The sequence below is a fragment of the Allorhodopirellula solitaria genome (genome assembly GCF_007859855.1).
Taxonomy (GTDB): domain Bacteria; phylum Planctomycetota; class Planctomycetia; order Pirellulales; family Pirellulaceae; genus Rhodopirellula; species Rhodopirellula solitaria.
Genome location: NZ_SJPK01000020.1, coordinates 44,768 through 52,797, shown reverse-complemented (window position 1 = coordinate 52,797; position 8,030 = coordinate 44,768). Strand labels below are relative to the sequence as shown.

Annotated in this window: 7 protein-coding genes; all 7 read left to right on the top strand. The window is 61.2% G+C overall.

The features are described from left to right. Positions 1–286 precede the first annotated feature (286 nt). The 7 genes from tilS to CA85_RS22210 all read left to right on the top strand — a co-directional run bounded on the left by tilS (position 287) and on the right by CA85_RS22210 (position 7,824). The gene (gene tilS, locus CA85_RS22240; RefSeq protein ID WP_146393555.1) at positions 287–1,420 is read left to right on the top strand and encodes a tRNA lysidine(34) synthetase TilS; all 1,134 of its coding nucleotides are present in this window, start codon (positions 287–289) and stop codon (positions 1,418–1,420) included. A 235-nt stretch (positions 1,421–1,655) separates the two neighbouring features. Then, a complete protein-coding gene (bcp, locus tag CA85_RS22235; RefSeq protein ID WP_146393554.1) occupies positions 1,656–2,132 on the top strand; it encodes a thioredoxin-dependent thiol peroxidase in 477 nt (158 codons plus the stop codon). Positions 2,133–2,134: 2 nt separating this feature from the next. Next, on the top strand, positions 2,135–4,066 hold the full coding sequence (locus tag CA85_RS22230; protein ID WP_146393553.1) for an Hsp70 family protein: 1,932 nt from the start codon (positions 2,135–2,137) through the stop codon (positions 4,064–4,066). A gap of 46 nt (positions 4,067–4,112) precedes the next feature. Further along, positions 4,113–4,910, top strand: a complete 798-nt coding sequence (map, locus tag CA85_RS22225; RefSeq protein ID WP_146393552.1) for a type I methionyl aminopeptidase — start codon at positions 4,113–4,115, stop codon at positions 4,908–4,910. A gap of 112 nt (positions 4,911–5,022) precedes the next feature. After that, positions 5,023–6,444 carry a S41 family peptidase gene (locus CA85_RS22220; RefSeq protein WP_186775138.1) on the top strand — a complete coding sequence of 474 codons (1,422 nt, stop codon included), beginning with the start codon at positions 5,023–5,025 and terminating at the stop codon, positions 6,442–6,444. 140 nt (positions 6,445–6,584) lie between these two features. Then, on the top strand, positions 6,585–6,974 hold the full coding sequence (locus CA85_RS22215; RefSeq protein WP_146393551.1) for a heavy-metal-associated domain-containing protein: 390 nt from the start codon (positions 6,585–6,587) through the stop codon (positions 6,972–6,974). A gap of 1 nt (position 6,975) precedes the next feature. Beyond that, the gene (locus CA85_RS22210; RefSeq protein WP_146393550.1) at positions 6,976–7,824 is read left to right on the top strand and encodes a sirohydrochlorin chelatase; all 849 of its coding nucleotides are present in this window, start codon (positions 6,976–6,978) and stop codon (positions 7,822–7,824) included. The last annotated feature ends 206 nt before the right edge of the window (positions 7,825–8,030 follow it).

Here is an 8,030-nt window from a genome sequence, read left to right as displayed (position 1 = left end):
AGCTAACCGAGCCGTGCTGGCTGGCCGACAAACAGTGGACTTTGAGTGTCGAAAAAGCTACCCTATTGGTGGTGCCGCTGAGCGTACGCGCGCACTGCAAATTTTCGTTCTGGATATGACAGTACTCCAAAACCTTCCGCTGTGCTCTGCGCACGCTTCCGTCGGATGAACCGCTATTTCTTGAGTTCGGTGGGAGTGGGATCGCATTGACGTCGGAAAGCCCAACCATGCACAACAAAGTCAACACAACTCTGCCCGTCCCAATCGCTCCGTCAGCAGCCGCGGCATGACCTCGTCTGAGTGCGGATCGACAAAATGGCAATTGCTTGGCGAGCAATTTTGTGCCGACCTGCCGGCCGATGCGATCGCCACGGTGGGCGTTGTGGTGGGGTGTAGCGGTGGTGCGGATAGCGTGGCTTTGACACGGTTGATCGCCGAGCATTCCCAGCGTTTGCCCGAACCCAAGCGGTCGTCACGGCCGCCGTTGCGGATCGCGCATTTCAACCATGGCCTGCGTGGCCAACACTCCGACGCGGACGAGCAATTGGTTCGCGACCTGGCGGATTCGCTGGGCATCGACGTCGTGGTGGGGCGTCCAGGCCGCGAGGATGACGGGGATGCCGAAGCGAACCTACGACAAATTCGCCGCGATTTCTTTCATGACGTCGCCGCTCAAAGCGGCTGCCGCTACGTCGCGTTGGCCCACTCGGCCGACGATCAAGCTGAGACCGTGCTGCATCACTTGCTGCGGGGCACGGGAACACAGGGCATGGCGGGGATACGACCGGCCAGTCCGCTGGGGCGAGATTTCGTGATCCTGCGACCGCTGCTGCGGGCCCGCCGGGAAGCAATCCGCAGTGCGTTGGTCGAACAGGGCTATCGGTGGCGGGAAGACGCGAGCAACGAATCGACGCGGTACACCCGCAATTGGATCCGCAACGATGTGTTGCCGCTGATCGAGACTCGCTTCCCCCATGCGGGCGAAGCACTCCAACGAGCCGCCGACAACCAAAATCAACTCAGCGAGATGCTGGGCCGGCTCGCCCAACAGTGGCTGGCGGCGTTTGTTGAGCTCCCCTCCGCCTCCCGCCCCACCTCGTTGAAAATCCATCGTCCTGGATCAAGCCGGCCCTTGAGATCGCGCCCAGAGCAGCATCCCTGGCCGCACGGTGAGGATCTGGCCTGCGAGCCGGCAATCGTCATCGCGGCCTGCCAGAGCGCATTCGACGCAGCGGGTTGGCCCCGGGGCGAGATGAATCGAGAGCACTGGTCCCGACTCGGCTCAGCGATCGTGCAGCCGAGGGAGGCCATCGACCAGATGTCCGGGGATCCCGCAGTGCGTCTGGGGCACTGGCCCGGACACGTCGAGGGCATTCAGAGGCCTGAATATGTGATCCTACGCAGGGCTTCGCGGGGGTAGGGCAGTTGCTCGCGTGCGGCTTTTCGCAGGCATCGACACAAGTCGTTGAGACCATGTTTTCCAGCGACGACGCTAGGAAATCCCTGTTCGCACTTGCCGATCGACTCGCCGGCAATCGCCAGTCATCGCTCGCGGCCCGGGTCGACGAAATCAGCTCAACAGCGTACATTTTTGCGTATTCCGAGGACGCGCGTCCCTCAATCCCCACAATGAATCCCCCCAGAGAACTGGACCGATGGCTGATTTTTTGGAACCCGGCAAGAAAGCGCCCGCGTTCACGCTCAAGGACCAGGATGGAAACACCGTCAAATTGAGCGATCTGGCGGGTAATCCCGTGGTGATTTACTTCTACCCCCGCGACAACACTCCCGGATGCACGAAGGAAGCCTGTGCGTTTCGCGACCGCTATGCCGAAATTCAAGCCACCGGTGCTCAGCTGTTTGGGATCAGTACGGACACGGCCGAGAGCCACGTTCAATTCCGGGATGAATTTGAATTGCCGTTCCCGCTGCTGGTCGATTCTGACCATGCCATGAGCGAGAAGTACGGGGCGTGGCGAGAGAAGAACAACTACGGCAAGAAATCGATGGGGATGCAGCGTTCGACGTACGTCCTCGACGCTCAAGGGAAAGTCGTCAAGGTTTACAAACGGGTCAAGGTCGATGGCCATGACCAACAGGTGCTCGACGTCTTAGCGGAACTGGAATCCTAACCGTGACGCGTGCTCCGAAATACTGCATCGGTATCGACTTGGGGACGACCAACAGTGTGGTCGCCTACACACCGGCTCTACCCGATGGTGAGCGGGGAGAGCGTGGTGGCGTCGAGCGCGACCAGTCGCCTGAGATCGAACTGCTACCGATCCCCCAAATCGTGGGCCCGGGCCAGATCGAATCGTTGGACTCGTTGCCATCGTTCCTGTATCTGCCCCGCGAAAATGAAATCGACGCGTTGCGAATCGAGACGTCGATGTTGCCCGAGGGGCAGTCGGCGAGCGGTTTTCCTGATCCGCGAGAAGGCGTTGCGGGGACGTACGCCCGTGAGCAATCCGCGGACAATCCACAGCGTGTCGTCGTCGCGGCGAAGAGCTGGCTGTGCCACGTTGGGGTGGGGCGCACCGACGCGGTTTTGCCCTGGCAATCGCCTCCGGAAATCCCGAAGATTTCAGCCTTGGAGTGCACGCGCCGGTACCTGCAGCATTTGATCGCAGCGTGGCAGGCGGCCTTTCCAGACGCACCGATCGATCAACAGCAGGTCGTTTTGACGGTGCCCGCTTCCTTTGATCCGGCGGCGCGAGACCTGACCCGCCAAGCAGCGATCGAGGCCGGGCTGAGCGACCAGTTCGTGTTGTTGGAGGAACCGCAAGCGGCCGTGTACCGCTATCTCGCCTCGACCGGTGGTGCCTGGCGCGAGACGATGAAGCCGAACGATACGTTGCTGGTCGTGGACGTTGGTGGGGGCACGACCGATTTGACCTTGGTCGGTGTGGCCGAGGACGACGGTGATCTCGTTCTCCGCCGGCAAGCGGTTGGGCGCCACCTGCTCGTCGGGGGTGACAACATGGATTTGGCACTCGCCTACCAGGCAACGGAAAAATTTCGCGAGCAAGGCCATGACCTCGATCCGTGGCAGAGCACCTCGTTGTGGCATGCCTGCCGCGAGGCTAAAGAACGATTGATGGCTGGCGACGGCCCCGATGAACATTCGATCTCCGTGCTCGGCCGCGGCAGTTCTCTGATCGGCGGTACGATTACCGTCGCCATCTCCCAAGCGGAGGCAGCCGAAACGCTGGTCGAAGGTTTCTTTCCGATGTGTGAGGCGGGGGCTCGCCCGCAGGCGACTGTCCAGAGCGGTTTCCAGGACATCGGTCTGCCCTACGAATCGGATCCCGCCATTACCAAACAGGTTGCCGCGTTCCTGGCCGACCATTTGAACACGGCCGAGGGTGGCGAAAACGTGGTGACGGAATTGCTGCTCAACGGGGGCGTTTTTCGCAGCGATGCGATTCGCCAGCGGATGCAGACCACGGTGGCGAGTTGGTTAGACCAACCGCCGACGGCCCTCAGCGGTGCCGAGGACCTCGACCATTCCGTGGCGATCGGTGCGGCCTTCTATGGCTGGACCAAACTCGCCGGTGGCATCCGCATCCGTGGCGGAACGGCCAAGTCCTATTACATTGGAATTGAGACCGCAGGACTCGCGATCCCCGGTGCCCCCCGGCCGCTGCGGGCGGTCTGTGTTGCCGCCCAAGGGATGGAAGAGGGCAGCGAAGCAGATGTGCCGGGCGAGGAAGTCGGCGTGCTCGTCGGCTCGCCAGCCCGCTTTCGATTTTTCTCGTCCACGGTGCGTCCCCACGACCGGCCCGGGACACGGCTCGATCGCTGGCCAGCGAACGAGCTGCAAGAAAGCGAACCGATGGAGCTGACCCTCGACAACGAGAATCCCAGCGGAGAGAATTGCAGCGACGAAAATCCCAACGACGAAAGTACCAGTTCCGAGCCAACGACGCGTAGCACCGCAGCGTCATCATTTGTCCCCGTTCGATTCCAATCTCGGGTCACCGAATTGGGCATGTTCGAACTGTGGTGCCACGGCAGCCAATCAGACCGGCAGTGGAAGCTGGAATTCAACGCTCGGGAATCCTAGTGCCTGTCCGATGCGAACAGAAACAATTCAAGATTGAAGGCGACGTATGCTGACCAAGCAGAAAAAACTCATTCTCTCCACCTCCCAACGCAACTCGATGCGGCGGGCCGGGAAGACAAACGGCGAGCTGATGGATTTCGTTCGCCCGCAGATCAAGGCGGGGATCACGACGAATGAGATCGACAAGCTCGTTCACGATTGGACCTACCAACGCGGCCACAAGGCGGCCACACTCGGGTACCAGAAGTTCCCGAAATGCTGCTGCACGAGCGTCAATGAGGTGATCTGCCATGGCATCCCCGACGACTATGTGCTGCAGGAAGGGGATATCGTCAACGTGGACATCACGACGATTGTCGACGGTTGGCATGGTGACCAAAGTGAAACCTTCATTATCGGCCAAACGAGTGAGGAGCGCCGAGCTGTCGTCCAGTGTGCGTTCGACTGCATGCATCTCGCGATCGATGCGCTGACGCCTGGTTGCCGGGTGGCCACGATCGGCGAGGCCATCGTTCCCGAAGCGCAGGGACGTGGGTTTTCAGTCGTTCGTGAGTATGTCGGCCATGGGCTCGGGCGACAGTTCCACCTCGACCCCTCGATCCCTCACTTCCCCAACAAACAGAGCCGCATCGATCGCCTGTATCCTGGAATGTGTTTTACCGTGGAACCGATGATCAACGCGGGAGCCCGTTATGCCAAGAGCGACAAGGTCGACGGCTGGACAGTCCGAACCAAAGACGGTCGGCCGTCGGCGCAGTTCGAGCACTCGGTCTTGATGACCGAAGAAGGACCGGAGATCCTCACCTTGACCCAAGACGGTCCCCAGAAAGGGCACCAGTTTTAAGCGGGCCGAGAGTCGGGCAAAACGGCTTGCCCCCCCAAAGATTGAACAGCGCGGACCTGGGCTGCCACACCACGCTTCGAATTTCAATGCGTCTCTGGACTGATGGATACTGATGCTACCACGCAACCTCACGATCGTCTGTATCACATTCGTCGTCGCAACAGCGTGCCACTCGCTGCAGCAGCGCACCCGCACAGCGATGGTGGTCGGTGAGGCCCTCGCGTTGATCGATCGGTATTACGTCGAGCCGGTTGATGACCGAGATCTCGTCATCGGCGCACTTTCGGGGATGACCTCGACGCTCGATCAGCACAGTGAATTTATCCCACCGGTCGCCTACGACACCTTCCGCGACACCATTCACCAAGAGTTTGCGGGGATTGGCATCTATGTCGATCAACCCGATCCGAATGGGCCCGTCCGCGTGATCACCCCTTTAGTGGGCTCCCCCGCGATCGCCGCGGGCGTCTTGCCGGGAGACCGAATCATCAAAGTGGATGGGACTGGCGTCGCCGGCCTCGGCATCCGCGAAGTCAGTGATCAGCTGCGCGGTCCGGTTGGGACGAAGGTGTCGCTGACGCTGCGCCGGGGCGAGCAGGACATCGAGGCCGATATCATTCGGGCATCGATCCAGATGGAGTCGGTGATTGGAAACCATCGCGACCAGAACAATGCCTGGGTTTATCGCCTGCAATCCAATCCACGGGTTGCCTACATTCGATTGACGAGCTTTGGCGACCGGACCGTCGGCGAGCTCGAAACGGTCCTGAAGTCACTCGACAACGATTTTGATGCTCTCGTGTTGGACCTCCGCGGCAATGGAGGTGGCTTGTTACACGCCGCCGTCGAAGTCTCGGATATGTTCCTCAGTTCGGGGAAGATCGTTTCCACGAAGACGCGCGGTGGCGTTCTGGAACAGGTCGATGTGGCGACCAGCGGCACGCTCGTCGATCCGGCGATCCCCATGGCTGTTCTGATCGACCATGATTCGGCCAGCGCTAGTGAAATTGTGACCGCGGCGTTGCAGGACCACGGCCGGGCAGTCGTCGGCGGAACCCGCAGCTTCGGCAAAGGCACGGTGCAGAACATCTTGCCGCTCGAGTACGGGCGGAGTGCCCTGCGGTTGACCGTGGCCAAGTACTTCCGACCGAGCGACCAAAACATCCATCGCGGCAAGGATGATGGCGAGGAAGACGTGTGGGGAGTGACTCCCGATAGTGGATTGGCCGTCGAAATGCAGCCCGAAAGCTTGGCGAAGTTGATGTTGCTGTGGCAGGAGGCTTCTTACCCCTCACTCAAGGGGATCGACCGTGGAACATTTTCAGCGGCAGCTTCCGAGACACCCGAGAACACGCCGCCAGCCGATGCGGACGCCGACGCAGTCGCAGTCGCCGATGAGACCATCGCGCAGCTCGACAAGCCGCTCGCGGCGGTCGTCGAGCGAATGCTCGGGCAGGGTGACGACTCGGAATCGCCCGGTTCGGAAGAATCCGCCGAACCGGCGGCCGCCCCAACCGTACAGTCAGCTAGCTGAATTCGCTCGATCGCTCCATGGCAATCGCGGTGCGTCTTTCCGACCACGGTAATCATCGACTAGGATACAGCCGCCTTTTTGGATAGGCTGTTAGGCTAATCCCGCCTCAATCCATTCCCCCCTCACCCTTTCGTGTTTCTATGAAAACCATTGTATACGCTGTCGCTGGTATCGCCGCCTTGGGCATTATGATCGCCCTGATCGTCGCTCCGAACGAAGCCCCCGAAACGTCCACCGCTCCGGCAGCCGCTGCGACATCGGTCTCGGCGTCGCCAGCGGTACTGTCCGAAGCGGGCACGTTGACACTCGAAGTCCCTGGAATGCACTGCCAATTCGCATGCTATCCACGCGTCAAAGAGACACTCGAGGGCGCCTCTGGGGTGAGTGAAGTGACCTTGGCCGATCAACCGGACCCGGACACCTTGACCGTGAAGAAAGTAGTCGTGAAGTACGACGCAGGGTTCGACGTCGACAAGGCCCTCGCCAGCCTCAAGCTGGAAGGCTTCAACGACGCGACGCGCATTCAATAACTTGAATGTCTCCAGCGGCGTTTTGCTGGTCGGCCACGGCACGCGAGACACCCAAGGCACGGCTGAATTTTTTCAATTGAGCGACCTGTTGGCCGCTCGGCTCGCCGGCGATGCGGTCGTGCGTCCGTGTCTGCTGGAATTTCAACAGCCCACGATCGCTCAGGCCTGGGAGTCTCTGGTTCGCCGGGGCGTTGACCAGGTCACCGTCGCCCCCCTGCTGCTCTTCGCCGCTGGACATGCCAAAGGGGATATCCCCGGCGAAGTCGCGGCCGCCCAAGCATCGACGGGAAGCTCATCGCTTGTACGGGTTCGGTACGCCCGCCCGATCTCGCGGCAGGCAGCAATGGTCGAGGCGGTCCGTGAACGACTTCGCGAAACCATCTCGCGGGGCGCGAGCGACATCGGGACCTCGGGCCGTACCGCTGTCGTGATGGTGGGACGTGGCAGTCGAGACGTGTGCGCGAGCGCCGACATGCGGTTGCTCAGCGAGGTCGCAGTACGCGGGCGGTCGATGACGACAACCCATTCGATCGCAGCGGAATTTGGGGTCGCGGCCGATGGATTGTGGACGACGTTCTACGCGATGGCCGAGCCACGGCTCACCGATACGCTGAATGAAGTCGCCGCTGCCGGGCGGTTTGACCGAATCGTGGTGCATCCCCACCTGCTGTTTGCGGGGCGGCTCTACGACGCCATCGCCGAACAGACCGATCGCGCCGCGTCAGCCCACCCGGGGATTCAGTTCGACGTCGCACCGTATCTCGGACCATGCGACTGGGTCGCCAGGGCACTGGCGGCACAGATTCACCAAGCCGATCTCGCGGTGCCGACTCGGGCTGTGGATCAGTGAGCCGAGACGCGTCAGCAGCCGGGTTGGCGACGCTATCCGGGGTCTCACGGCCGATGCCATTTATTTTGCCCCCGTTCGGGGCATCATCACGACGGTAACCCGGCGCGTCAGCGAGGAAGATGCAGTGTTTTGCGTGGCGAACGAGTGGACCTCGCTGACGCGCCGGGTTACCGAGACCGCTTCGCGGTCGAAAGTAGATGGCATTG